Genomic DNA, 25,373 nt, shown 5'->3' on the forward strand with positions numbered 1-25,373 from the left:
CGCCATGATCCCGCAACGGTTCCACCCCGATGAGCTGCGCGCGCAGACGCTGGCCGGTTTCGATCGCGTAGGCGGAGGCATCTACCCCGCGATGCCAGATCAGCACCGTGCGTTTTTTGCCGCACTGCCCTACCTGTTCGTCGCCACGCTGGACGACCAGGGCTGGCCCATCGCCACCCTGTTCAGCGGCCCGCCCGGATTTTTACGCACGCCGGACGACACGCACCTGCGCATCAGCGCGCCGCGCCGCAGCGACGATCCCGCCCAGGCGCTGTTGCTGCCCGGCAAACCGGTCGGCGCGCTCGGGCTCGACTTCAGCAACCGGCGGCGCAACCGCGCCAACGGCACCGTCGGCCGCACCGACAAAAACCGGGTGGAGATCGTCGTTCTCCAAAGCTTCGGCAACTGCCCGCAGTACATTCAGCGCCGCGAACTCTACCCGGTGGAGAGCCGGCCACAGCCGGTTGAGCATTTAGCGTCGCTCGATGCGGCGGCGCAGGCGCTGATCCGCACCGCAGACACCAGCTTCGTCGCCAGCGGTGCGCACCTGGAACTGACGCAGGGCGGCGTCGATATTTCCCATCGCGGCGGGCGCCCCGGCTTTATCCATCTGGAAGGCGACACGCTGTGGATGCCGGACTTTCGCGGCAACCGCTATATGAATACGTTGGGCAACCTGCTGGCCGAACCGCGGGCGGCGCTGCTGTTCATCGATTTCGATCGCGGCGACGTGCTGCACCTGCAAGGAAAAACGCAGATCCTCTGGCAGGCGCAAGGGGATCCCGGCGTTGAAGGGGCGGAACGCTATTGGCGGTTTGACGTTCACCGCGCCTGGCGTTTTGCGGCGGCGCTGCCGTGGCGGGGACGCGATCTGGAGTATTCACCGGCGACGCTGGCGACCGGAGTGTGGCACCGCTGAAATGAAAAGCCCCGCTGCGGCGGGGCTGAATCGGGAAATTACAGGCTGTGTTCGGCCGCCGCTGCGGCCTGATAAAGCTGACGAAAATAACTCAACCGCGCAAAGAACAGGCGGCTTTGCTGTTCCGACATATTGCCGGCCACCTGCCCGGCGTCAATCTGCCGCCCTTGCCATTCCATCAGGGCGATACTCGACGCCAAAAAATCCATTTCGCTGCCGTAGGCCGCGAGATGTCTGTCCACTGATTTCATCATTCGCACACTCCTTTTAATCACATCGAAAAGGGTCATATGCCTGCTCTTTCAGTATCGGCCCGGCGGCGGATATTTTTTGTACAGAAGGTGCGCATGAAGAAAACGCTCATCTTGTCGCCATGCTGGCAAACGGCGACGGCAAAGTTTGCTAGGGTAAAGGGTAGCCGTATGGGATAGACCATTCTGTTGAACTCAGCAAAGGAAGAGACCAATGAGCACCAGCATCAGCGCTACCCTCAAGGACCCCACGCTGTTCCGCGAGGCCAATTACATCGACGGGCAATGGTTGCCGGCCAAAGCAGGCCACGCGATCGCCATCCATAACCCCGCCAACGGCGAGCTGGTTGGCCATGTGCCGGCCTTCGGTGCCGAAGAAACCGCGCGCGCCATCGCCGCCGCCAAGAAGGCGCTGCCCGCCTGGCGTGCGCTGACCGCCAAAGAACGCGCCGGCAAACTGCGGCGGCTGTTTGAGCTGATGATGGAAAATCAGGAGGATCTGGCGCGCATCATGACGGCGGAACAGGGCAAACCGCTGGCCGAAAGCCGCGGTGAGATCGCCTATGCCGCCTCCTTTATCGAATGGTTCGCCGAGGAAGGCAAGCGGGTCTACGGCGACACCATTCCGCAGCCCCAGGCGGGCCGCCGCATCATCGTGCAGAAAGAGCCGATCGGCGTGTTCGCCGCCATCACTCCGTGGAACTTCCCGGCGGCGATGATTACCCGCAAAGCCGGCCCCGGCTGGGCGGCGGGCTGTACCGGGGTGATCCGTCCTGCCAGCCAGACCCCGTTCTCGGCGCTGGCGATCGCCGTGCTGGCGGAGCGCGCCGGGCTGCCCGCTGGGGTGTGCAACGTGATCACCGGCCCCAGTAAAGGCATCGGCGGCGAGCTCACCGCCAACCCGGACGTGCGTAAACTCTCCTTCACCGGCAGCACCGAAGTCGGCGCGCAGCTGCTGGCCCAGTGTGCGCCCACCATCAAGAAAACCAGTATGGAGCTGGGCGGCAACGCGCCGTTTATCGTGTTCGACGACGCCGATCTGGACGCCGCCGTGGCCGGCGCGGTCGCCTCGAAATACCGCAACGCCGGCCAGACCTGCGTCTGCACCAACCGTTTTCTGGTGCAGGACGGCGTGTACGACGCCTTCGCCGCCAAACTGAAAGCCGCCGTCGCCAAGCTGAAAGTCGGCAACGGCCTGGATGACGGCGTCACCATCGGCCCCTTGATTAACCCGGACGCGGTGGAGAAAGTGCGCGAGCATATCGCCGACGCCGTCGAGCACGGTGCCTCGGTGCTGCTGGGCGGCAAGCCTGACGCGCTGGGCGGCAATTTCTTCACCCCGACCATCCTGACCGACGTACCGCGCACGGCGAAAATCTTCCGCGAGGAAACGTTCGGCCCGGTGGCGCCCCTGATCCGCTTCAACCAGGAAGCGGAAGCCATCGAACTGGCCAACGACACGCCGTTCGGCCTGGCCGCTTACTTCTACAGCCGCGACATCGGCCGGGTGATGCGCGTGGCCGAAGCGCTGGAGTACGGCATCGTCGGCATCAACGAAGGGCTGATTTCCACCGAGGTGGCGCCGTTCGGCGGCATGAAGCACTCCGGTTTGGGCCGCGAAGGCTCAAAATACGGCATCGAGGACTATCTCGAGATCAAATACCTGTGCCTTGGCGGTTTGGGCGCTTGATGCGATCGGCCTCCGCGTCTGCGGGGGCCCTGTCTGGCGGATCCGGAAAGCCTTTGCTACCTTTAGGCCTCTCGTTCGAACGGTTAAAAGGAATTTCCAGTATGCAACCTCTCGTGATACAGCTGCCCGGCTTTTACGTCGCCGGCCAAACGGTCAGAACCACCAATCAGGACGAAACCCGGCCCGAGACGGCAAAAATCCCGGCGCTGTGGTCAGACTTTTTCGCCACCTCGCCCGCCACGCCGGTCTATGGGGTCTACTCCAACTACGCCTCCGACGCCGGCGGGCCGTTTGACGTCACCGCCGGCAGCGCGGCAGAGAGCGGTTTGCACATCCAACCCGGCCGCTATCTGGTGTTCCAGGCCCGTGGCGCCATGCCGGAGGCGGTTATCGCAGGCTGGCAAGCCATCTGGGCCTACTTCGAGCAACACCCGGAAATCGAACGCCGCTTCCTGACCGACTTCGAAGCCTATACCGGCCCCGAGGCGGTCGATATCCATATCGGCTGCCGCTAACGTAACAGTGAGATCGACGATGATCACCTTCTCCCCTGCCATTCCGATCCTGCGCATTTTTGCGGTCGACAAGGCCAAAGAGTTTTATCTGGACTTTCTCGGCTTCACGCTGGAGTGGGAGCACCGTTTCAGCGAAGATCTGCCGCTGTACATGCAGGTGACCCGCGCCGGATTGACGCTGCACCTGAGCGAACACTATGGCGATAGCACGCCCGGCGCCGCTATTTTCATCCCGGTGCACGATATCGACGCGCTGCACCGGGAGCTCACGGCCAAAAACTACCGCTTTGCCCGGCCGGGGCTGGAGGTTGTCGACTGGGGCAAAGAGCTAAACCTGACCGATCCGTTCGGCAACCGCCTGCGGTTTTGCGAGCAGAGCCACGAGGCCTGAGCGGCCTTATTGCCGGTACTCCGCCTCGCTGACCGCCTCCAGCCAGGTCACCGGGCTGCCGTCCACCGCTTCGGCGATGGCGATATGGGTCATGGCGGTGTCCGGCGTCGCGCCGTGCCAGTGTTTGACGCCTGCCGGGATCCAGACGATATCGCCGGGGTACATTTCCTGCGTGGTCTCGCCCCACATTTGGATCCACCCGCGCCCCTGGGTGACGATCAGCGTCTGGCCGAGCGGATGCGTATGCCAGGCCGTGCGGGCGCCGGGTTCAAAGGTGACGGTCGCGCCGCCCACCCTGGCCGGCGCGTCACCGGCGAACGGCGCGTCGATGCGCACCTGCCCGGTAAAATATTCCGCCGAACCGCGCTGTGATGGGATCGAACCGCTGCGTTGTATTTTCATCTGTCGTGTCCTCCGCGCCGGCTCTCACCGCCGGCGCTGATCGTCATGAGTCAGTGATGCCAAGATAGCGCCATGCTTTTCCGGCGACTAGCGGGTAAAATGCGCAAGGAGCTATGAGCTCAATTCATAAATCTACGCGCGACAGTGCGCTCACCTTCCTCTTCGGTGCCGGTATGTTGAAAGAAAACTTTAACGATCTGATCGCTTTCCTGATGGTGGCCAGGGAGCGCAGCTTCACCAAAGCGGCGGCGCAGCTTGGGGTTTCCCAATCGGCGCTCAGCCACGCCATTCGTGGGCTGGAAGAGCGCCTGGCGCTGCGCTTGCTCACGCGCACCACCCGCAGCGTCGCCCCCACCGAAGCCGGTGAGCGGCTGCTCAACAGCATTGGCCCGCGCTTGGCGGAGATTGAAAGCGAGCTGAACGCGCTGGGTGAAATGCGCGATCGGCCCGCCGGCAACATCCGCATCACCGCCGGCGAACACGCGGTGGATGCGGTGCTGTGGCCGGTGCTGCGCACTTTTCTCGTCGATTACCCGGATATCAACGTGGAAATCACCGTCGACAACAGCCTGACCGACATCGTCGCCGGGCGTTTCGACGCCGGCATCCGGCTGGGAGAACAGGTGGCGAAGGACATGGTCGCGGTGCGCATCGGGCCGGACATGCGCATGGTGCCCGTCGCCTCCCCTGACTATTTCTCCCGTTACGGCCTCCCTGCCACGCCGCAAGCGCTGCAAAACCATCGCTGCATCAATATGCGGCTCCCCACCCTCGGCGGGCTGTATGCCTGGGAATTTGCCCGCGATGGCCGGGAGATTAAAGTGCGGGTGGAGGGGCAACTGACCTTCAACAGCCTGCGCCAGCGGATCGACGCCGCGCAGCTCGGCCTCGGCATCGCCTTCGTGCCGGAAGATACCGTCGCCGAGCCGCTGGCCGACGGCCGGCTGCAGATGGCGCTGGACGACTGGTGCCCACCGTTTCCCGGCTATTACCTCTATTATCCGAGCCGCAGGCAGCACACCACCGCCTTTGCGCTGCTGATTGAGGCGCTGCGGCGCGGGGCTTAACGCCCGACGTTTTTCTGCAGATGCGCCGGGTAGCGATCGCCGATCACGTCGATCGCGCAGAGCGCGCGCTCAATCTCGCCCAGCTCGTCCGCCGCCAACGCGACCGCCGCCGACGCGAGGTTTTCTTCCAGCCGGTGACGCTTGGTGGTTCCCGGGATCGGCACGATCCACGGCTGCTGCGCCAGCAGCCAGGCCAGAGCGATCTGCGCCGGCGTCACGCCCTTGCGCTGCGCTATCTGCCCCAGCACATCCACCAGCGCCTGATTGGCCCGGCGCGCCTCGGCGCTGAAGCGCGGCACCACGTTGCGAAAATCGCCGCTGTCGAAAGTGGTGTTCTCGGTAATGGCGCCGGTGAGAAAGCCCTTGCCGAGCGGGCTGAACGGCACCAGACCGATGCCCAGCTCTGCCAGCGTCGGCAAGATTTCACGCTCAGGCTCGCGCCACCACAGCGAATATTCGCTTTGCAGCGCCGTGACCGGCTGCACCGCGTGAGCTCGCCGAATGGTTTGTGCACCGGCTTCCGACAGGCCGAAATACTTTACTTTCCCTTCGCGGATCAGTTGCTGCACCGTACCGGCCACCTCCTCGATAGGCACCTCGGGATCGACGCGGTGCTGATACAGCAAATCGATCGTCTCTATCCGCAGGCGCTTCAGCGAACCCTCCACCGCCCGGCGAATATGCTCCGGACGGCTGTTCAACACCTGTTGCCCCGCCGGCTGCGGCAGATCGAAACCGAATTTGGTGGCGATGACGACCCGATCGCGCACCGGCGCCAGCGCTTCGCCCAGCAGCTCCTCGTTCGTGAACGGACCGTAAATCTCGGCGGTATCGAAGAGCGTCACCCCCTCGTCAACCGCGGCGCGGATCAGTTCGATCGCCTGCCGTTTGTCGGTGGCCGGGCCGTAGCCAAAACTCAGCCCCATGCAGCCCAACCCCAACGCCGATACTTCCAGCCCTTCTCGCCCCAACTTGCGTGTTTGCATCTTCACTCTCCCGCTGATTGATACCGGCCCCGCCTGGCGCGGAGCCGCTCCGGTGTGATGACTGTAAAACGCAACCGCCGCCATGACTATGGGGCGAAATACGCTTGGGCTTATGAGCCAGGCTCATGAATCAGAGACTCTCGTTAAGCGCTTGCCCGATCTTCGCCTCACACAGCAGGATGTTGTGGTGATGACAAGCCAGCGGGATGACCTGCAGCCGCTCGCAGGCGGCGCCAAGCCCATTATCTTTCACCGCCAGCAGCGGCGCCGTGACCGCTTCCGGCAACTGCGGGTTACCCTCCATCGCCTTGAACAACGTCACCTTCGTGGTTTGCAGCCTGCGGCTCAGACTCCCCTCAGACAGCCGTCGCTCCGCCTGCCCTGCGGCCATGGCGCGTGTCGCCGCCTCGCCCTCGATGCCCAACGCCGGCAACAGCTGCTCCAAAGGCAACTCCGCCGTGGCCTGCCGGTAGAAGCTGTCCAGCAGATACAGTTGCACGTTACGGCAGCCGCGCGCCTCCAGCCGGGCGGCAATCTCCAGCGCGATGATGCCCCCCAGCGACCAACCGAGAATGCGCACCGGCCCGGCGCCTTGCAGCAGGCCGGCGGCGATCATGTCGTTCAGATACCGTTCGGCCAGATCGCCGAGCGAGTCGATGGCCGGTTGATGGTAAAGGTTATGGTTGTCGACGCCGTAACAGTTGAATCGCCCCTGCAACGGCTGAGCGAAAGCGTGAAACGCTTCCGCCCCCACCAGCGCCGGGTGGATCATCCATACGACGGGCGCGCCCTCTGCCCAACGGTTAAGCGGCAAGACCAGGCGGCGTTCGTTGGCGGCCAGCAGGTTTTTCAGGGTGCGGCTTTGCAACAGCTGCACCACCGGCACCGGCCCGGCCATCAGTTCCCCCATGCCGACACACAGGGAAATGGCCTTGATCGAGGTGCCGCCCAGCAGGAAGAAATCGTCCGTCATGCCGACCTGCCCGCACTGCAGCGCCGCCTGCCACAGCGCGCACAGCTGCTGTTCCAGCTCGTTCGCGGGAGCGACATAGGCCTGCGGTTCGCTCGCCGCCGGCGCAGGCAACGCCTTGCGATCCAGTTTGCCGCTGGAGTTATATGGCAGAGCGTCCAGCCGCATCAGCGCCGCAGGCAGCATGTACAACGGCAGTTTCCCGCTCATAAAGGCCAGCAGCGCCGATTCATCCAGCGGCGCCTCGCTGACGTAATACAGCGCCAGGCGCTGCCGATGCGCCTCCGACAGCACGACCGCGCAGCAGGATTTGATCGCGCCGAACGCCAGCGCACATTGCTCGACCTCTCCCAGCTCAACGCGGTAGCCGTTGATTTTCACCTGAAAATCCATACGGCCGAGGAACTCCAGGTTGCCGTCCGGCAAATAGCGGCCGGCGTCGCCGGTGCGATAAAGCCGCTCCCCCAGTTCCGGATGGTAGATGAACTTCTCTTCGGTCAGCGACGGATTGCGGTAATAGCCGCGCGCCACGCCGGCCCCACCGATGTATTGCTCTCCCGGCAAGCAAGGCGGCAGTACGCGCTGATGGCGATCCAGCACGTAAAAGCGCTGATGCGCCATCGCCTGGCCGTAAGGCACGCTGGGCGCCAGGATCGGCGTTTCCGGGATGTCGTACAGGATCGACCAAATGGAGCTCTCGGTCGCGCCCCCGGCGCTGACGATCCGGCACCCTGGCCGCCATTGGCGAATACGCGCCGGCAGTTGGCGGGAGATCACCTCGCCCACCAGCACCACATTGCGCAGCTGCGGCCACTGCGCCTGCGACGCGGCGGACTCCAACTGCTCCACCAGCAGCGTCATCACTGAAGGCGCGGAATTCCAGAAGGTTACGCCCTGGGTCATCAACAGCCGATGCCAGGCCTCAGGCTGGTAGCGTTCGGTTTCGGACGGCATCACTATGGCGCCCCCCACCGACAGCAGGCCGAAAATATCGAACACCGAAATGTCGAAACTCAACGCGCTGAGCGCCAACCCGCGATCGTCCGCGCCGAGTTCCAGCTGGTGCAACGTATCGATGATGCTGTTCACCGCGCCGCGATGTTCTATCGCCACCCCTTTCGGCGCGCCGGTAGAGCCGGAGGTGAAGATCACATAGGCCAACGCGGAAGGTGCCGGCAAAACAGCCTCGCCCGGCGGAGCCGGCGGCAACCCCATGACGGCCCCCTGCGGATCGATCGTCAACAGCCTGGCCTCGCCGCTGGCCCCCCACTCCCGGCTGCTCAGAATCACCCGGGTCTGCGACTGCGCGACGATATCGAGGCGGCGGCGTTCCGGCCAGGCACCGTCCAGCGGCAAATAGGCCTTGCCGGCCATCAGGATCGCCAGCACCGCAATGATTTGCGCCCGCCCTTTGTCCACCATCACTGCGATGGTCTCGGCGCGCATGTCCGCGTGCTCACGCAGCTGCAACGACAGCGTCAGCGCCCGCCGATACAGCTCACCGTAGCTCAGCTCGCCCCATTCATCGACGATTGCCACCCGCTGCGGATCGCGCTCAGCCTGACGGATGAAGTCATGATGGATGGCGCGTTCGAAATCGTAGGCCGGCGGACAGGATTGATGGAAGGCGCGCTGCCGCGCCATTTCACTCTCCGAGATCAGCGCCAACTGGCTGACGCGCTGCTCCCCGTGATTGACGATCTGCGTGAGGATCGTCAGATAATACTCCCCCAGCAGCGCCAGCGTAGCCGGTGCAAACAAGGCGGTGGCATAGTTGAAGATCGCCCGCCCGCCCTGCGGCGCCGACTGGATGCTCAGCGTCAAATCGAATTTGGCCGCCTGGTAGTGCGCCAGCAGATCCTGCGGCGCCAGCCAGGCCGGCGCGGCCCCCACCTCCTCCAGCGCGAACAGCGCCTGGAACAGCGGATGGCGCGACAGATCGCGCGGCACCTGCAGCAGTTCGATCAGCTGATCCAACGGCAAATTCTGATACCGCTGCGCCTGCAGCACGCCGTCAAAGACGCGATGCACATAATCGTTCAGCGACGCCGCATCGTCTATTTGCGAGCGCAGCGGCAGCGTGTTGACGAAGAATCCGATCGCTGAGCGGGTCTCTGCCGCCGGTCGGTTGGCAACCGGCGTACCGACCAGAATGTCTTGCTGGCCGCTGAAGTAACCGAGCAGCAAATTAAAGGCCGCAAGATACAGCGCAAACGGCGTGACGCCCTGCTGCCGGGCGAACTGCGCCGCCTGCACCACCAGCGCCTCCGGCAGCGCGATGACGTGGTTGGCGCCACGATGATCGAAGCGAGCCGGCCGCACGAAATCGAGCGGCATTTCCAGCGCCTGCCACCCCGCCAGGGCTTGGCGCCAATAGGCTTTCGCCTCATCCGCCTGAACGGAATCCAGCCAGCGCCGCTGCCAGACGGCATAGTCGCCATAGTGCAACGGCAACGCCGCCAGCCCGGCCTCTCGCCCTTGCCGCTGCGCCTGATACAGCACGTCCAGCTCCTGCAGCAGCACCGGCTGCGACCAGCCGTCAAACGCCAGGTGATGCACCAGAATCAGGCTGTAATTCACCCACCCGCCATCCGGCTGCGCCACCCGGTAAACGGCCGCCCTGATCGGCAATTCCGCCCCCAGCGCGAACGGCCGGTCGATATCCTGCCGCAGCCTGTCCGGCCAGTGCGCCGCCTCCAACGTCACGCGCTCCAGCGAAAGCGTCAGTTCACAGGCTCGGGATACGGCGCTTTGGGATGGCATCTGGACAATCAGGCTGTGTAAAACCTGATGCCGGGCGACGACCGCCTGTAAACTGCGCTCGTAAGCCGCCAGACACACCTCGTCGCCGAGACGGAACAGCATCGGCACATGGTAAAGATTGCCGCCGCCGTTCAGATTCTCGATAAACCACAGCTGCAGCTGTGAAGAAGAGAGCGGATACTCGCGTTGCCGCAGCGGCGGGATCGACACCGGCGCGGCGCCCTGCTCCTGTTGCTGCAACACGCGACACAGCGAACGGATCGTCGGGAACCGCCCCAGCTCGCTCAGCGTTACCTCACGCGCCAGCCGCCGGCCGATCTGATAACAGGCCTGAATAGCCAGAAGAGAGTTGCCCCCCAGCGAGAAGAAGTTGTCCTCCACGCCGATATCCTGCCGCTGCAGCAAATCGCGCCACACCGCCAGACAGGCGTTCTCCCATTCGCCCTGCGCCGCGACGAACTCACGCACCGCCCTTTCCGGCTGCGGCAAGGCCTGTCGGGCTATCTTGCCGTTTTCGGTCAGCGGCAGCTGCGCCAGCTGCATCAGCGCCTGCGGCACCATGTACGGAGGCAGTTGGCTGCTCAAGTGCTGAGCCAGCGCCTGGGGGGCGATCGTCTCATCGGCAACGTAGTACGCGGCCAGGCAGGGCTGCGGTTGCGTGACGAGCACGCAGCAACAGGCGGTCACGCCCGGATAGGCGAGCACCGCATGTTCTATCTCCCCCAGCTCGATGCGATAGCCGTTCAGCTTGATCTGCTGATCGAGGCGCCCCATGAACTCCACGTTGCCATCCTCCAGCCATCGGCCCGCGTCGCCGGTGCGGTACACCCGCTCCTGCAGCTCGTCATGCCAGAAGAAACTCTCGGCGGTGCGTTGCGGATCGCCGTAATACCCGCGCGCCAAGCCCTCACCCGCCAGATAGATTTCCCCTCGCACCCCCGGCGCGGCGGGCCGTCGCCCGGCGTCCAGGATATAGCAACGCTGGTGCGGCAACGGTTTGCCGTAAGGAATGCTGACCGACCGAATGTTCTGACCGCGCGGGACCTCGTACAGCATGGTGAAGATCGCCGCCTCCGTAGCGCCGCCGGCGCTGCAAAAACGGCCGTGCGGCGCCCAGGCCAGGCAGCGTTCCGGCAGCGAGGTGGCGATCCAGTCGCCCCCCACCATCACCGCCCGCAGCGCCGGTGCCGGCCCTGCCGTTAACCCCGCGCCGTTCACGTAATCCAGCAACAGCTCCATCAGCGCCGGTGCGCTCAGCCATTGCGTCACCCGATGGGCCATCATCAATTGATACCAGGCCTGCGGATTGCTCCTGTCCCGCTCGGCCGGCATCACGACCGCACCGCCGGCGCTCAGCGGGCTGAAAATGTCGAAGATCGCCAGATCGAAGCTCAACGCGCTGAGGGCCAGGCTGCGATCCCGCTCGTTGAGGCCGAAATACCGCCGCACGCCCTCCAGCATGTTCACCGCGCTGCGATGTTCGATCGCCACGCCCTTCGGTGTGCCGGTCGATCCTGAGGTGAAAATGATATAGGCCAGGCTGTCAGGCCCGGCATCCAGCGCCGGCAGGCGCTGTTCCGGCAGCGGCAGCTGCGCCGCCAGCCCTGCGGCATTCAGTTCGATCAGGTTGATCTCGGCGCAGGCCCAGGGTGCATCGCTGAGCAGCGTATTGATGCCGGCCTGCGCCATCACTTTCAGCCGCCGCTGCGGTGGCCATGCCGCCTCCATCGGCAAGAACGCCTTGCCGCACATCAGCGCCGCCAGCAGGGCTACCGGCTGCCGGCGCCCTTTGCCGGCGATGACGGCGATGGCGTCGCCGGTCACCCGTCCTTGCACGCGCAGCTGAGTGGCCAGCGTCAACGCCGCCTCGTGCAGCTCGCCGTAAGTCATCTCCCCCTGCTCGTCGACTACCGCCACGGCCTGCGGATTGCGCCGCGCATGCTGCACGAAATCCTGTTGCAGGCTGCGTTCAAACGCATAGCCGAAGGGGGATCCGGCTGGCAGCGCCTGGCTTTGCGGTTGCAAGCGGATGTTTTCCAGCGGCCAGTCGTCGTGGTGAGCCATCTGCTGCAATACGGCGAGATAGTAGCCGGCCAGCCGATCCATCGACGCCTTGCTGAACAACGCCGAAGCGAAGTTGAAGCGCGCACGCATCTGCTCGCCCTGCGGCGTCAGCGTGAGCGTCAGGTCGAACTTGGCGGTGCGCTCATAAGCGCTCAGATCGACCACCGACAGCCAGTCCGGGCGCGCCTGCGCGCCGCCCTCGCTCTCCAGCGCGAACATGACCTGGAACAGCGGATGGCGAGAAAAATCGCGCGGCAGCGCCAGATCGTCCACCAGCGCTTCCAGCGACAGCGTCTGATGCTGCTGCGCCTGCAGCGTCGTGGCCGCCACCTGCCGCACAAACTCGGCGACGCGATGACGCGGATCGAGCCGCCGGCGTAAAGGCAGCGTATTGACGAAGAACCCAATCAGATTCTCCAGTTCGGGGCGGTTGCGGTTCGCCAGCGGCGTACCGACCATGACATCGTTCTGGCCGCTGTAGCGGGACAACAGCAGCATGAACCCCGCCAGCATCACCGCATGCAGCGTCACCCCCTCTCTGCGTGCCAGCGCATCCAGCGCCTTCACCAGCGCCGCCGGCAACGGTACTTCGCTGTTGTCACCGCGCTCGTCGAAGACCGCCGGCCGCAAAAAGTCCAACGGCAGATCGAGTTGCTGGCAACCTGCCAGCGCTTGCCGCCAAAAGGCCAATTCGTCCGCCCGGCGCTGCACATTTTCCGGCGCTTGTTGCCAGCACGCATAGTCGAGGTATTGCAACGCCGGCTCTGTCGCCTCACGCCACGTCCCGCGATAGCGCGCGTCCAATTCCTGCAACAGCACCTCAAGCGACCAGCCGTCAAAGACGATGTGATGGAACACCAACAGGCAAACGGTCGTTTCCCGCTCCGCCGCATCGCGATAACGGTAGCGCGTGGCGCGCAGCGGCAGCTCGCGCGTCAAATCCATCGGCTGGCTGCAGGCTTGCGCCAGCGCAGCGTCAAATTCATCGGCGCTCAGCGTCAGCAAAGGTACCGGCAGCACGGTGTCGCTGACCCACTGACTGGCTTCGCCCCGGTCATTCTGGCGGATCAGGCTGCGCAAGATCTGGTGGCGCTCGACGATCGCCTGCAGACACGCCGCAAAGCGTTCGTCATCGACATCCGGCGGCAGCCGCAGCAGCACCGGCGACAGATAATGCGTGGCATTCACCGACAGTTGCTGAACAAACCACAGCCGCGACTGCTGAAGCGACAGCGGCGCCTCCCGCAGCCCGCCGGAGAGGATCGGCAGCTCATCCGGCGGCGCCTGCCGTTGGGCGGCGATGTGCTCGCTCAATGCGGCCACCGTCGGATGCTGATTCAACGTCAGTACCGAGATCTTTGCCCCCGGCAGTTTATTCACTTCGTGGCACAGCCTGATGGCCATAATGGAGTTGCCGCCGAGGCGGAAGAAGTTGTCGTCCACGCCAACATCGCCCCCCAGCAGCCGGTTGAACAGCGCCGACAGACGGGTCTCCAGCGGCGTGCCCGGCCGGCGAAACGCCGTTTGCGGCTCGACCGGCAGCGGTTCCGGCAATGCCCGGTAATCGACCTTGCGGCTCACCGTCAGCGGCAGCGCCGCCAGCGCCCGCATCGCCGAAGGCAACATGTAGTGCGGCAGCTGCGCCGCCAGGCGTTGCAAGATGTCGCCGGCCTCCGGCTCCGCGCCAGCTTGCGGCACATACCAGGCCGCCAGCTGGTCCGTAGTGCCGGGACGCAGACTCACCACCGCCTCGGCCACCTCAGGCAGCGCACGCAGCTGCATTTCTATTTCGCCCAATTCGATGCGATAGCCGTTGATCTTGATTTGCTGATCGTGCCGCCCGAGATACTCCAGACCGCCGTCGGCCAAGCGCCGCACTCTGTCACCGGTGCGATACAGGCGCCGGTACGGTTCCCGCAGTTCAAATGGGTTGGCGACGAACGTGGACGCCGTCAGCGCCGGCAGGTTCAGGTATCCCCGCGCCAACCCCACGCCGGCCAGGCACAGCTCGCCTTCTACGCCCAACGGTAACAAATTATCTTTCTCGTCAATCACATAACAACGCATATTGGCGATAGCGTGGCCGATATTGCGCGCGCCGTTGCGGCGATAGATATTCAGGCTGGCGCTGACCGAGGCTTCGGTCGGGCCATACATGTTCGCGACCTGCATGCCGCTGGCCAGGTAATGGTCGAGCGCTTCCTGCGCGGTCGCCTCACCGCCGGTCGCGAGATAGCGCACCGAAGCCGGAAGTTCAGGCAAGGTGCCAAGCAGCGCCGGCGGCAGGAAGCAGGCCTCGATGCCCCAGGCCGCCATCTGTTCGCACAACTTCGCCGGATCCCGCCGCTGCGCTTCGCTCGCGATGAACAGCCGGTGACCATTGTCCAGAGCCACGAACACTTCGAAGACGTGCGCGTCAAACGCCAGCGACGCGAACTGCAGGCAGTTGAGCGCATCCGGCTCATTGCACAACAAACGCTGCGTGTGGCCCCGCACCATATTGGCCGCGCCCCGGTGCTCGCACAGCGTGCCTTTTGGCCGCCCGGAAGTGCCGGAGGTGTAAATCACGTAGGCCAACTGCCGGGCGTCCACACTCGGCAAGGCTGCGGCATCCGCGTCGGCGAGCGGTTCATCTGCCGACAGGCAAAGACCGCCTGGCGCCAATCGCTGCGCCGCAGCCTGCAACGCGTTTTCGGTCAAGACGATCGGGCTGTTGACCTCTTGCAGGATATAATCCAGCCGCTGTGCCGGCGCGGCGGGATCCAGCGGCACATAGGCACCGCCCGCCTTCATGATGGCCAGCATCGCCACCACCGCCTCCGCGCTGCGCTGCAGATACAGCGGGATCAGCGTCTCCGGCGGCATGGCCACGCCGCACAGCCGTTGATACTCCGCCCGCAGCCGCAGCGCCAGACGATCGCTGCGCTGCGCCAGCTGGCGGTAGCTGAGCGATCCTTTGGCATCGGTCACGGCGATGCGCTCCGGGTGACGGCGCGCCTGTCTGGCCACGCCCTCGAGCAGCGTCGCTTCCGCATCGGCCGTTGCCGGCCCGCTCTCCCAGCCGTCGCGGCAGCGTAAAACCTGCTGCGCCGTCAGCTGTGGCCAAGCGGCAATCGGCGCGTCCGGTTCGGTTAACGCGCGCTGCAACAGCCAGAGATACTGCTCCGCCATCTCCGTCATTTGGGTCGCGTCGAACAGATCGGGGCGGTAGCGCAGACGAAACTCAAAGGCCTGCTCGGTAGGCTGGTACTCCAGCAGCAGTTCCGAACCGGCCAGATCGACGTTGAAGCGATGATTGACGCCGATGCGACAACCGTCGAGCGCCAGCGGCGCATCTTTCAGGTAAGCCTGGGTAAAGTTGACGTTCAGCTGACGCACCGGGCTGAGGCTCAGCATGTCATAAACCGGCAACTGGCTGTGCCGCAGCTTGCCTGCCGCCTTGAGCGCTTTGCTGTAGGCCAGCGTCGCGCGGTACAGCTGATTGAACGTGGCCCCCGGGGCGAGGGTCAAGGGGAACACGGCGGTATTGACCTGTGCGCCGAAGAACAGCGCCTCGCCGCCCTCCGGCGCGACGGGATAACCGATATGCACCGTTTCCTGCGCGGATTGCCGGGCGATCAGCAACGCCCACAGCGTTTTGAATATCAGGAAAGGATTGGCATACCTGACGCCGGATTTCAGCGCCTGCCACTCGGCGAACGGTAACCTAAAGCGCACTTCACCGGCACCGGGCGCTTCGGGGGCTGCGCCGGGAAGATAAGGCAACGCCACGCGCGGAGCGCATTCAGCCAGCAGGCTGCCCCAGAATGACGCAGAGCCGAACTCGTGCTTCAACGTCGCGACATCCGCCTCATAACGCTCGTACAATGTGCAGATGTCCGTTTCATCCGCCTGCGGCGGCGCCACCGCCGCGCCGCGATTGTAATAGGCGGAAACGGCGCTGTAGAACTCCTGCCCCGACAGGCCGTCGATCAGGATGTGATGAACGACAATGATCAGGTTATAGCGCTGAGGGGCCAGCTCAATCAGGTAGAAGCGGCACAGCGGCCCTTCCCGGAGATCGAACGGCGTGTTGATTAACTTACCGATATCACAATCGGCATCGAGCGTTTCCAACGCAATTTTTTTTGCCGTCTTTACCCAGTGCAGTGGCGAGGAACTGTCATCCAAAACGTGGTGAAACAGAATATAGTCCCGGCAAACCCCGTCGATCGCCGCGCGCAATCGTCCGACGTCCAGCTCTCCCTCAATCGTCTGATCCAGCACCAGGTTGTACTCGCAGGAGTGTGGATTGAGCACGTACTCATTCCAAAACGTGTGGGTATAGGGTGAAGCGATGAGCACGTTCATAAAGCAATTCCCTTTTAATATATTCCCAAAATATATCAACCACTACTTATGCATTAAATAAATAGCGTGGTCGTTATGCGATTGAGCTGTTAGCTGAAAAGCTAAAAACATAAGTGCGAATATTATTTTATTTTTATAAAAAATAAAGCCACAAAAATACAAATAAATAAACATCATAAAAAACAACCAAATAGGATTTATTTTTATTTTCTACCAATGGATTAACCACATTACATTCATTAATAAAATAAATGAAAGAAACAAATTAAAAAAACAAATAGGATTATATTTAAGATAAGTGATGGTAATTTAAAAACGCCCAGAAAATCACTATTGAATAGAGAATTTTCTTAATTAAAAACACACCTCTTTCTGCTGCGCTATTCCAAAGCGCACGATGTCGGAATATCCTATACTCTTTGCAGGATGCAGTTTCCTTCCCATTGAATGCCAGTACAGGGAGTCAAAAATGGCTATTTTCGCCCCTTTGCGGGCAACTCTTTCAGCATTATTGGCAGAATTATCTGATGAATAAAAAACGTCCCGCCTTGACCCCGGCAACCCTGTTATTGCTGCAGCCGATCTGTATCGGCTCGGCCCTGGCGGCGGAGCAAAAAGACAGCGACACCTTGGTGGTGATGGCGCAACCCACCGGATTGACCGAGCTGGGGTCGCCGGTCTCCGTTAGCGTGATCGACGGCGAAACCCTGCGCAACGCCGCGCCGCAGATTAACCTGTCGGAAAACCTCGGCAGCGTGCCGGGCCTGCAGATCCAAAATCGGCAAAACTATGCGCAGGATCTGCAGATGTCGATACGCGGGTTCGGCAGCCGTTCGATGTTCGGCGTGCGCGGGGTGCGCATGTACGTCGACGGCATTCCCGCCACCATGCCCGACGGCCAGGGGCAAACCTCCAATATCGACATCAATTCCGTCGAACGCATCGAGGTGCTGCGCGGCCCTTATTCCGCGCTGTACGGCAACGCCTCGGGCGGGGTTATCAATGTTGATACGATAACCGGCACCCAGCCGCCGACGCTGGAAGCCGGCGGCTATTTCGGCAGCGACAACACCTGGCGCTACGGGGTGAAAGCGACCGGCGCCACCGGCGACGGTACCCAGGCCGGCGACGTCAACTACGCCATCTCCGGCACCCGCTTTACCACCCAGGGCTACCGCGATCACAGCGCCGCGCGGAAAAACCTCGGCAACGGCAAGCTCGGCGTGCGGCTGGACGACGTCAGCACCCTGACGCTGATGTTCAACAGCGTCTCGATTGACGCCGGCGATCCGGGCGGCCTGACCGAGGCGGAATGGAAGGCCAACCCGCGCCAGGCGCCGCGCGCGGATCAATACAACACCCGCAAATCGCTCGACCAGACCCAGGCCGGCCTGCGCTATCAACGCCAGATGAGCGAGCGCGATGAACTGACCCTGACCGCCTACCACGGCGAGCGCCACACCACGCAATACCAATCAATCCCGATGGGGCCGCAGCTCAACCCCACCCACGCCGGCGGGGTGATCGTGCTGGAAAGAAAATATCAGGGCATTGACACTCGCTGGAAGCATGAGGATACTCTCGCATCGTTACCGGTAACACTGATCGGCGGTCTGGATTATGAAACCATGACCGAACGCCGCCAGGGGTTCGAAAACTTTATTCTGCGAGACGGCACAGTGGACTACGGCGAGAAAGGCGACCAGCGGCGCAACGAGAAGAACCGCATCTGGAACCTGGATCCTTACCTGCAAACCTCCTGGCAACTGACGCCGCACTGGACGCTGGACGCCGGCCTGCGCTACAGCACGGTCAGCTTCGACTCGACCGACTACTACATCACGCCGCGCAACGGCGACGACAGCGGCAGCAAACGCTACCACCAGTGGCTGCCGATGGGCTCGCTCAACTACAAGATCAATCCGGCGTGGAACGTTTATCTCTCCGCCGGCCGCGGCTTTGAAACCCCCACCATCAACGAGCTCTCCTACCGTCCCGACGGCCAGTCAGGCCTCAACATCGGCCTACAGCCTTCCACCAGCGATACCGTCGAACTGGGCAGCAAACTGCGCCTCGGCAACGGCCTGGTGAGCGCGGCCCTGTTCCAGACCGATACCGATAACGAGCTGGTGGTAGCGGAAAGCAGCGGCGGACGCACCAGCTATGCCAACGCCGGCAAAACCCGGCGGCGCGGCCTGGAGCTGGCGCTGGATCAAGAGTTTGCGCTGGACTGGCGCCTGCATATGGCCTGGACGCTGCTGGACGCCACCTACCGCAGCGATATGTGCGGCAAAGCCGTTTGTACCCCGGCCCAGACCATTCCCGCCGGCAATCGCCTGCCGGGCATCGCGCGCAACATGGGCTACGCTTCGCTGGCCTTTGCGCCGCCGGAAGGCTGGCACGCCGGCGCGGAGCTGCGCTACATGAGCGACATTCAGGCCAACGACGCCAACAGCGCGCAGGCCCCCTCTTACACCGTGGCCGGCGTAAACGCCGGCTATCGCTTTACCTGGAACCGCTGGGCGCTGGACGTGTTCAGCCGGGTAGATAATGTGTTCGATCGCCGTTACGTCGGTTCGGTGATCGTCAACGAAGGCAACGGCCGCTATTTCGAGCCGGCGCCGGGTCGCAACTGGGGTGGCGGCGCCACCTTGTCTTACCGCTTTGAATAAGGCAAAGCACCTTAAGGTTAAAAGACGGGATGGGTTTTACGTCACCCTAGCGGCTTCCCGCTGAAATATTAGGGAGAAACCGCGTGTTTTTTCCGATTTGGCTTAATCTCTAAATCGGGGACTTTCATTTTTGGTAAGGGTATTGCTATGCAAAATAAAGCGTCACTATCGCCGCTTATCGTCATAACGGCGCTGTTTGCCGCCCTGAGCGGGCTTTATCTGCTCGGCGGCGGCATTTGGCTGGCCAAGTTGGGCGGTTCGCTGTATTACATCATCGCCGGGCTGGTGCTGCTGGCGACCTCTTGGCTGCTGTTCCGCCGCCGCGCCACCGCGCTGCTGCTGTACGCCGTGTTCCTGTTGGGCACCACCGTTTGGGCCCTGTGGGAAGTCGGCCCGGACTTCTGGGCGTTGACGCCGCGTCTGGACGTCACCTTCTTCTTCGGCCTGTGGCTGGTGCTGCCGTTTATCTACCGTAAGCTGGTCGCCAACGGCAAGTTCGCCTACGGTGCGCTGAGCGCCGCGCTGGTCATCACCGTCATTGCGCTGGCCTATGCCGTGTTCAACGATCCGCAAGAGATCAACGGCACCCTCGACGCCGCGCAGGTGCAGCCTAAAGACACCACCGGCGCCGACTGGCCGGCCTATGGCCGCACCCAGGAAGGCACCCGTTACTCGCCGCTGAGCCAGATCAACGACAAAAACGTTGGCCAGCTGCAAGAGGTTTGGCGTTTCCAGACCGGCGATCTGAAGACCGCCAACGATCCGGGTGAAATCACCAACGAAGTCACGCCGATCAAGATCCGCGATACCCTTTACATGTGTACGCCGCACCAGAAGCTGTTTGCGCTGGATGCCGCCACCGGTAAAGAAAAATGGAAGTTTGATCCGCAGCTGAAGTACAACCCGACCTTCCAGCACATCACCTGCCGTGGCGTGTCTTACCACGAAACCGCTGCCGCCGCAGACGCTGCCGGCAACGCAGCACCGGCGATGTGCGCACGCCGCATCATTCTGCCGGTCAACGACGGCCGCCTGTTCGCGCTGGACGCCGAAACCGGCAAACCGTGCCCGGACTTCGCCAACAACGGCGAACTGAACCTGCAGAGCAACATGCCGTATGCGACGCCGGGCCACTACGAGCCGACCTCGCCGCCGGTGATCACCGATAAAGTGATCGTCGTCGCCGGCGCCGTGACCGACAACTACTCCACCCGTGAGCCTTCCGGCGTGATCCGCGGCTTCGACGTCAACAGCGGCAAGCTGCTGTGGGCCTTCGATCCGGGCGCGAAAGATCCGAACGCCATCCCGGCGGACGAGCATCACTTCGTGCCGAACTCACCGAACTCCTGGGCACCGGCCGCTTATGACGCCAAGCTGGATATCGTCTATCTGCCGATGGGCGTCGCCACGCCGGACATCTGGGGCGGCAACCGCACCCCGGAAATGGAGCGCTACGCCAGCGGCCTGTTGGCGCTGAACGCCTCCACCGGCAAGCTGGCCTGGTTCTATCAGACGGTTCACCATGACCTGTGGGACATGGACGTGCCAGCGCAGCCGACCCTGGCGGACATTACCGACAAGAGCGGTAAAAAAGTGCCGGTCATCTACGTGCCGACCAAAACCGGCAACATCTTCGTGCTGAACCGCACCAACGGCGAACTGGTGGTGCCGGCGCCGGAGAAACCGGTACCGCAGGGGCCGGCCAAAGGCGATCGCCTGTCACCGACCCAACCGTTCTCCGAGCTGACCTTCCGCCCTGAGAAGAAACTGACCGGTGCAGACATGTGGGGCGCGACCATCTATGACCAGCTGGTCTGCCGCGTGATGTTCCACAGCCTGCGTTATGAAGGCACCTTCACCCCGCCTTCCGAGCAGGGCACGCTGGTGTTCCCGGGTAACCTCGGCATGTTCGAGTGGGGCGGGCTGGCCGTCGATACCGATCGCGAAATCGCCATCGCCAACCCAATCGCGCTGCCGTTCGTGTCCAAACTGATCCCACGCGGCCCAGGCAACCCGATTGAGCCGCCGGAAGGCGACAAGGGCGGCAGCGGTACCGAAACCGGTATCCAGCCGCAGTATGGCGTGCCGTTCGGCGTTACCCTGAACCCGTTCCTGTCACCGTTCGGCCTGCCGTGCAAACAGCCGGCCTGGGGTTACATTTCCGCCGTTGATCTGAAAACCAACGACATCGTGTGGAAAAAACGCATCGGCACCGTGCGCGACAGCTCCCCGCTGCCACTGCCGTTCAAAATGGGCATGCCGATGCTGGGCGGCCCGGTGACCACCGCCGGTAACGTGTTCTTCATCGGCGCCACCGCAGACAACTACCTGCGCGCCTTCAGCGTGACCAACGGTGAGAAACTGTGGGAAGCGCGCTTGCCGGCCGGCGGCCAGGCGACGCCGATGACCTATGAGGTCAACGGTAAGCAGTACGTCCTGATCTACGCCGGCGGCCACGGTTCCTTCGGCACCAAGCTGGGCGACTATGTGGTCGCTTACGCGCTGCCCGATCAGAAGTAACCGCCACCGGTAATACCCTGCAAAGCACGCCGCAAGGCGTGCTTTTTCTTTTTACGCCCCGCCTGATGCGCCGCCCGCAATACCCTTAATTTTTTCATTTTCATTATTGATAATAATTATCATTCGCAATATTATGAGTGCGTGGCCCCGGCAGTGGCCCGCAATCCTTCTCCACCTTAATGGGCAATATGGCAGTCGGCCGCCTGCGGGCGGCCCTATTCGGAGGCGCATGGTCGACCACACGCAAAGACACCAAAAGAAGATCCTGCAAGCGGCGGTGAAGACGCGGCGCGCCGGCCTGCCGTTCGAGCCGGCTCACCCCGTCCATTCGCCCTTTGTCGGGCTTCCCCATCAAACAGAGGCCGTGCTGGTGCACCTGATCGGCCAAGATGACCCACAGGAGCCGCCGGAATGAATGTGCAGCCTTTTACCGCCATGCTGATGTTTGCCTACGTGCTACTGATGGTGCCGCTGCTCTACGTCATCGACAGCCGTCTGAGCGCCGGTAAGCTGGTGCGCAAAGCCACGCAAAACGTCATCATCATCGCGTTGACGCTGTTGTTCTTCAGCGCGATGACCCTGCTGTATTGACGCCGCAGCGGCTCAGGCGTAGGTCTGGCGCCTGAGCCGCGCCGTCACCCTCGCGGCCGCTCTACGGTTTTCAACCCGCCCATTCGCAGCCAGTGGTAGAGATCCGCGTTGCGTTTGAAACCCAGTTTTCTCATCGCCGCCTGTTTGTGGTTGCTGACGGTTTTCACGCTCAGGTGCAGGTTGCGCGCAATGGTGGTCTGCGGCAATTCACAGGCCAGATAGCGCATCACGTCCTGCTCGCGGCGGGTAATGCGCTGCCGTTCGCACCAATGGCAGCGGTGCGCTGCCCCGCTTTGCGCCCGCGCCGCCAGCGCCAGGTCCAGCTGTCTGACTACGCTGTCCGGCGAGTCATTGCGGAAGATCACCCCCGTTTCGCTGATGCAACGCGGCTTATCGCGCCAACGAATATCGCCCGGCTCACGCAGCGCAAAGTTGATCGGTCGGCTGCCGCTCACTGAACGCAGGCAGAAACGCGCCTGCCAGTCTCGCTCCACGGACTGGAACACCATATCCGCCCGGTGCGCCTGTGCGGCGTCCAGCAGTTGAACCCGCATACCTCGGCGCGAAAAATACGCCAGCAGCAGCCGCTGCAATCCTTCGATAAAGAAACGGTCATTATCGATAAACGCCAGAGTGATGGTGCTTTCCATCGGCACGCTCCCTTTGAAATAATCCTTCCCGGCCGCCGCCGAGCGTGAGCCATCCCCCCGATGGCGGGCGGCTCAACGACATAACGCGGTATCGCACCGGCGCGCGGCGGGGGTAATGCGGCTACGGCAGCGCCAGAATGGCGACCGATTGCCCCGAGTAATCGCCGGCCTTGACCGTTCCGGTCACGCCGAGCGTGGAAGTGATTGGCACCGTGACGCCACGCGGATCCGCAGTGAACTGGTAACCTTGGTTACCCAGAGCGCCATTGACCCGTAGCGTGCTGTAGACACCGGAATTCCCCAGCTCCAGGCGGCCATTGCTGCCGACGCGGATATACATGACGATAGTCATCTTCTGCGAACACACCACGCGCAGGCTGCCGCGCGCCGTGTTGCCCGTCAGTTCGGTGTCCGACAACACACCGTGGTTCAGATCGAGCTGTTGCTCATCGATGCCACACACGCCGACCGGCGGCGGTACGATGCCGCAGATGCTACCGGGCATCAGGATCGCATTGCTGTCACCGACCCCAGAGCCTGAACGAGTGTTGTAAAACAGCCCAACACACTCTTGGGTAATGGCTTCGCCATTGTGGAAAGTCGAGCCTTTTATTGGCAGCGCATTGATGCTCTGGTAAAAGCGACTGAGCTCGCCCATCGTCGCCAATTTGGTAATTTGCGGATAACGTGCCGAACCGACGACATAAGCGGATGGCGACACGCCTGCATTACCGCCGGTGTTAGAACTGGTATGCCGGTGGTTAATCCCAATCGCGCACTGAGCCTGCTGGAAACAGGGATTGGGCGACGAATCGTCCGTATCCCAGCTTTCGAGCACAAATTCATAGGACGCGTTGCTGGGGGAGCCGGTGCTCTTGGTCACGTACGAGTATATTTGCGCCGAGCACAGCCCCGGCAGCAGGCCAAGCAGTAAGTACATCCATCTGAAGTGAACACGCTGCATCGCGTCATATCCTTATTCTGTGGTGCCGGAGCCCGGCGCTCATTGGTAATCCAGACTGAAAGTCGCAATGGCGCTGAAAGCGCCGCGACCGATAGTTCGCTTCGCGATCGCTTCCGGTTCGCCGCGCACATAAGCCTGCACGCCGATTACCGTGCTGCCGTTCTGCAACGGGTACTTGCCGCCGGCGCTGTTGAGCGGTAACGGCTGCCCCTGCGGCGTTTCCATGCCGATGGCGATCCCGCGCGCCTGGCTGCTCGCCGCCAGTGCCAAAAGCCCCGGCAGCTGCGCATTCTCCGTGCCTTTGAAGGTGATCGAGACCGTCTTGCCCAGGCTGAGATCGCACTCCGTCAGCCGCAGCTCGAACGGTTGCCCCTGCGTGCGCTGGTTCAGGTACAGGTATTTGTCGACCAGCGTGCCTAAATCCAGCTCGATGTCTTCGTCGCCCGGCTGGATGACGCAAGGCTCCGCCACCAGCGCTCCGTGCATGCGCAGGTTGTCCACCGCGTGCGCCGCGCCGTTCACGCCCAGCGTCAGCAACAGCAGGCCGATGGCTCCGTGGCCGCCTGGCCGGCGGCGGGCTTGTATTGTTTTCACGCGCGCCTCCTTGTTCATTGGTAGTCGGCCCGCAGCGTCGCCGCGGCCTCGAATGCGCCTTCCGTCAAAGCTTCGCCCGGTTTGCCGACCGGCACCGCTTCCAGCAACGGCGGTTTGGCGGGATCGACGGGCAGTGCGCTGCCCACTTTGAACGGTTGGGCGTTCTGGTAAATGCGGATCCCCAGAGCGCGCCGATTGGTTTGCACCGCCGCTTCGTCGAACGTCGCGGCGGTGCCGGTCAGGCTCAGCAACATGTCCCATTTGCCGATCCCCGGTTCGCAGCGAATGCGGTAGCCGATGGTTTGTCGGTAGTTCACGCCATCAACCTTGTTGATGCCGACGCGATCGCCGAAGTCCACGTCGATGATCCCGTCGTCGTTAAGGGTGCAGGGCGGCGGCGCGATCAGCGTGCCGCGAAACTGCATGTCGACCGTTTTTTCCGCCCAGGCGAAAGGGCACGCCATCGCGGCGCACAGCAGCACGCTCGCCGTAAAACGTTGTTTCATGCTCTCGCTCCCGCGTTACTGGTAATCCACCTTCATGGTGGCGCCGGCGGTGAACTCGCCCGCCGTCAGCCTGGCGGAAGCCGATTTCACCGGCACCGCCTCAAGCGTCGGCGCGGCCGGATAGGTAAAGCTCAGCCATTGATTGACCGGCCAGCGGCGGCCGCCGTTCAGCAGCGCAATGCCTAGCCCGTCCTTGCTGGTGCGCAGCAGCTGGCCGTCGAAACCGCTCGCCGCCCCCTGCACCTGCAGCTTGAGCCCGTTGCTGCTCTGCCCACTGCACGTCAGCGTGTAATTCACCGCCCGCCGATAATTGGCGCCGTCGATGCGGGTGGTCATCACCTCATCGCCAAAGTCCACCTCAATCGGGCGCCCGCCGTTGATGATGCAGGGGGGCGAAAGCACGGTGACCCGCACGTTCACCGTGGTCGCCTGCGCCGGCAGTTGGCCCAGCGCCAGCATCCCCGCCAGCCAGAACGCTGCCCGGCAACGCGTTATCTTCTGTGCCATC

The 25,373-nt window shown here is 62.9% G+C and carries 18 protein-coding genes; 9 read left to right on the forward strand and 9 right to left on the reverse strand.

The genetic code is table 11. The annotated features are described in order from the left end of the window. Positions 1 to 4 precede the first annotated feature (4 nt). Positions 5 to 919 (forward strand): pyridoxamine 5'-phosphate oxidase family protein, encoded by a 915-nt coding sequence (locus QOL81_RS04205; protein ID WP_283439672.1) that lies wholly within the window; start codon positions 5 to 7, stop codon positions 917 to 919. Between the two features lie 38 nt (positions 920 to 957). On the opposite strand, the gene QOL81_RS04210 is transcribed toward QOL81_RS04205, so the two are convergent. After that, positions 958 to 1,173 (reverse strand): glycogen synthesis protein, encoded by a 216-nt coding sequence (locus tag QOL81_RS04210; protein WP_049201387.1) that lies wholly within the window; start codon positions 1,171 to 1,173, stop codon positions 958 to 960. A gap of 211 nt (positions 1,174 to 1,384) precedes the next feature. On the opposite strand from QOL81_RS04210, the gene gabD reads away from it, so the two are divergent. From gabD to QOL81_RS04225, 3 genes are all read left to right on the forward strand, one after another. Then, on the forward strand, positions 1,385 to 2,860 hold the full coding sequence (gabD, locus tag QOL81_RS04215; RefSeq protein ID WP_060420548.1) for an NADP-dependent succinate-semialdehyde dehydrogenase: 1,476 nt from the start codon (positions 1,385 to 1,387) through the stop codon (positions 2,858 to 2,860). Positions 2,861 to 2,961: 101 nt separating this feature from the next. After that, on the forward strand, positions 2,962 to 3,375 hold the full coding sequence (locus QOL81_RS04220; RefSeq protein WP_041035758.1) for a GyrI-like domain-containing protein: 414 nt from the start codon (positions 2,962 to 2,964) through the stop codon (positions 3,373 to 3,375). A gap of 22 nt (positions 3,376 to 3,397) precedes the next feature. Beyond that, the gene (locus tag QOL81_RS04225) at positions 3,398 to 3,766 is read left to right on the forward strand and encodes a glyoxalase superfamily protein (RefSeq protein WP_172668132.1); all 369 of its coding nucleotides are present in this window, start codon (positions 3,398 to 3,400) and stop codon (positions 3,764 to 3,766) included. 6 nt (positions 3,767 to 3,772) lie between these two features. On the opposite strand, the gene QOL81_RS04230 is transcribed toward QOL81_RS04225, so the two are convergent. Beyond that, positions 3,773 to 4,168, reverse strand: a complete 396-nt coding sequence (locus QOL81_RS04230) for a (R)-mandelonitrile lyase (RefSeq protein ID WP_041035762.1) — start codon at positions 4,166 to 4,168, stop codon at positions 3,773 to 3,775. A 173-nt stretch (positions 4,169 to 4,341) separates the two neighbouring features. Between QOL81_RS04230 and QOL81_RS04235 the strand changes: the two genes are divergently transcribed. After that, positions 4,342 to 5,235, forward strand: coding sequence for a LysR family transcriptional regulator (locus QOL81_RS04235; RefSeq protein WP_060420891.1), 894 nt, complete (start codon positions 4,342 to 4,344; stop codon positions 5,233 to 5,235). Here the strand turns inward: QOL81_RS04235 and QOL81_RS04240 are convergent. Both QOL81_RS04240 and QOL81_RS04245 read right to left on the reverse strand, forming a co-directional pair. Continuing rightward, positions 5,232 to 6,221, reverse strand: coding sequence for an aldo/keto reductase (locus tag QOL81_RS04240; protein WP_060420518.1), 990 nt, complete (start codon positions 6,219 to 6,221; stop codon positions 5,232 to 5,234). The two genes, QOL81_RS04235 and QOL81_RS04240, sit on opposite strands and share 4 nt — an antisense overlap. A 130-nt stretch (positions 6,222 to 6,351) precedes the next feature. Further along, entirely contained in the window at positions 6,352 to 16,368 is a 10,017-nt protein-coding gene (locus tag QOL81_RS04245) for a non-ribosomal peptide synthetase (RefSeq protein WP_283439673.1), read from the reverse strand. Positions 16,369 to 16,895: 527 nt separating this feature from the next. On the opposite strand from QOL81_RS04245, the gene pqqU reads away from it, so the two are divergent. The 4 genes from pqqU (at position 16,896) to QOL81_RS04265 (ending at position 22,151) form a co-directional block, all read left to right on the forward strand. Further along, entirely contained in the window at positions 16,896 to 19,040 is a 2,145-nt protein-coding gene (gene pqqU, locus QOL81_RS04250) for a TonB-dependent receptor PqqU (protein ID WP_060420512.1), read from the forward strand. A gap of 147 nt (positions 19,041 to 19,187) precedes the next feature. Further along, positions 19,188 to 21,560, forward strand: a complete 2,373-nt coding sequence (locus tag QOL81_RS04255; protein ID WP_060420510.1) for a glucose/quinate/shikimate family membrane-bound PQQ-dependent dehydrogenase — start codon at positions 19,188 to 19,190, stop codon at positions 21,558 to 21,560. A 229-nt stretch (positions 21,561 to 21,789) separates the two neighbouring features. Then, positions 21,790 to 21,975: a hypothetical protein gene (locus QOL81_RS04260; protein WP_060420507.1), complete on the forward strand. Its 186-nt coding sequence runs from the start codon at positions 21,790 to 21,792 to the stop codon at positions 21,973 to 21,975. Then, complete coding sequence (locus tag QOL81_RS04265) at positions 21,972 to 22,151, forward strand: hypothetical protein (RefSeq protein ID WP_038872213.1); 180 nt, start codon at positions 21,972 to 21,974, stop codon at positions 22,149 to 22,151. Before QOL81_RS04260 ends, QOL81_RS04265 begins: the two co-directional genes overlap by 4 nt. A 44-nt stretch (positions 22,152 to 22,195) precedes the next feature. On the opposite strand, the gene QOL81_RS04270 is transcribed toward QOL81_RS04265, so the two are convergent. The 5 genes from QOL81_RS04270 to QOL81_RS04290 form a co-directional block, all read right to left on the reverse strand. After that, entirely contained in the window at positions 22,196 to 22,801 is a 606-nt protein-coding gene (locus QOL81_RS04270) for a helix-turn-helix transcriptional regulator (RefSeq protein ID WP_060420504.1), read from the reverse strand. Positions 22,802 to 22,922: 121 nt separating this feature from the next. Further along, on the reverse strand, positions 22,923 to 23,765 hold the full coding sequence (locus QOL81_RS04275) for an MrpH family fimbial adhesin (RefSeq protein ID WP_060420501.1): 843 nt from the start codon (positions 23,763 to 23,765) through the stop codon (positions 22,923 to 22,925). A gap of 39 nt (positions 23,766 to 23,804) precedes the next feature. Beyond that, entirely contained in the window at positions 23,805 to 24,359 is a 555-nt protein-coding gene (locus tag QOL81_RS04280) for a fimbrial protein (protein ID WP_369819288.1), read from the reverse strand. 14 nt (positions 24,360 to 24,373) lie between these two features. Then, positions 24,374 to 24,865, reverse strand: a complete 492-nt coding sequence (locus tag QOL81_RS04285; RefSeq protein ID WP_060420498.1) for a fimbrial protein — start codon at positions 24,863 to 24,865, stop codon at positions 24,374 to 24,376. 15 nt (positions 24,866 to 24,880) lie between these two features. After that, positions 24,881 to 25,372, reverse strand: coding sequence for a fimbrial protein (locus tag QOL81_RS04290; protein ID WP_060420495.1), 492 nt, complete (start codon positions 25,370 to 25,372; stop codon positions 24,881 to 24,883). Position 25,373: the final 1 nt, after the last annotated feature.

It is taken from the genome of Serratia sp. CC22-02 (assembly GCF_900182895.1).
GTDB classification, from domain to species: Bacteria; Pseudomonadota; Gammaproteobacteria; order Enterobacterales; family Enterobacteriaceae; genus Serratia; species Serratia nevei.

Excerpts from the sequence above, each read along its gene's own strand:
- QOL81_RS04290 (WP_060420495.1), bottom strand. The coding sequence starts at position 25,372 with ATGGCACAGAAGATAACGCGTTGCCGGGCAGCGTTCTGGCTGGCGGGG.
- QOL81_RS04270 (WP_060420504.1), bottom strand. The coding sequence starts at position 22,801 with ATGGAAAGCACCATCACTCTGGCGTTTATCGATAATGACCGTTTCTTT.
- QOL81_RS04210 (WP_049201387.1), bottom strand. The coding sequence starts at position 1,173 with ATGATGAAATCAGTGGACAGACATCTCGCGGCCTACGGCAGCGAAATG.
- QOL81_RS04220 (WP_041035758.1), top strand. The coding sequence starts at position 2,962 with ATGCAACCTCTCGTGATACAGCTGCCCGGCTTTTACGTCGCCGGCCAA.
- QOL81_RS04245 (WP_283439673.1), bottom strand. The coding sequence starts at position 16,368 with ATGAACGTGCTCATCGCTTCACCCTATACCCACACGTTTTGGAATGAG.
- pqqU (WP_060420512.1), top strand. The coding sequence starts at position 16,896 with ATGAATAAAAAACGTCCCGCCTTGACCCCGGCAACCCTGTTATTGCTG.
- QOL81_RS04275 (WP_060420501.1), bottom strand. The coding sequence starts at position 23,765 with ATGCAGCGTGTTCACTTCAGATGGATGTACTTACTGCTTGGCCTGCTG.
- QOL81_RS04235 (WP_060420891.1), top strand. The coding sequence starts at position 4,342 with ATGTTGAAAGAAAACTTTAACGATCTGATCGCTTTCCTGATGGTGGCC.
- QOL81_RS04205 (WP_283439672.1), top strand. The coding sequence starts at position 5 with ATGATCCCGCAACGGTTCCACCCCGATGAGCTGCGCGCGCAGACGCTG.
- QOL81_RS04240 (WP_060420518.1), bottom strand. The coding sequence starts at position 6,221 with ATGCAAACACGCAAGTTGGGGCGAGAAGGGCTGGAAGTATCGGCGTTG.
- QOL81_RS04230 (WP_041035762.1), bottom strand. The coding sequence starts at position 4,168 with ATGAAAATACAACGCAGCGGTTCGATCCCATCACAGCGCGGTTCGGCG.
- QOL81_RS04260 (WP_060420507.1), top strand. The coding sequence starts at position 21,790 with ATGGTCGACCACACGCAAAGACACCAAAAGAAGATCCTGCAAGCGGCG.
- gabD (WP_060420548.1), top strand. The coding sequence starts at position 1,385 with ATGAGCACCAGCATCAGCGCTACCCTCAAGGACCCCACGCTGTTCCGC.
- QOL81_RS04285 (WP_060420498.1), bottom strand. The coding sequence starts at position 24,865 with ATGAAACAACGTTTTACGGCGAGCGTGCTGCTGTGCGCCGCGATGGCG.
- QOL81_RS04255 (WP_060420510.1), top strand. The coding sequence starts at position 19,188 with ATGCAAAATAAAGCGTCACTATCGCCGCTTATCGTCATAACGGCGCTG.
- QOL81_RS04265 (WP_038872213.1), top strand. The coding sequence starts at position 21,972 with ATGAATGTGCAGCCTTTTACCGCCATGCTGATGTTTGCCTACGTGCTA.